The sequence below is a fragment of the Brevibacterium sp. 91QC2O2 genome (assembly GCF_024580695.1).
GTDB classification, from domain to species: Bacteria; Actinomycetota; Actinomycetes; order Actinomycetales; family Brevibacteriaceae; genus Brevibacterium; species Brevibacterium moorei.
Map to the genome: position 1 here is coordinate 1 of NZ_JANIJY010000095.1, position 255 is coordinate 255.

Sequence of the window (255 nt, forward strand, 5' to 3'; positions counted from 1 at the left end):
TCGACCATGGCGAGGTGGCCTACGCGGCGAGCAGGTATTCACGGTAGGCGATGACGAAGTCATCGTCTCGGCGTTTACCGCGTTCAAGGTAGGAAATCGTGGTGGGCCACGTGTTGAAGTGCCCGGCTGCGGTTTCCAAGCTGATCTTCTTCGACTGGCGCAGTGGCCTCAGGTCGTCGACGGCGGGTACCGGCTCGGGCCGGACAATGTGCCGGTAGGCCTCGTTGGCGATGTAGCGTTTGAGGCACCGCATGA

The 255-nt window shown here is 62.0% G+C and carries 1 pseudogene; it reads right to left on the reverse strand.

Annotated features, from left to right (window positions below):
* Nucleotides 1–19: 19 nt before the first annotated feature.
* A pseudogene (locus NQ036_RS15575) lies at nucleotides 20–255 on the reverse strand (IS110 family transposase); the annotation flags it as partial.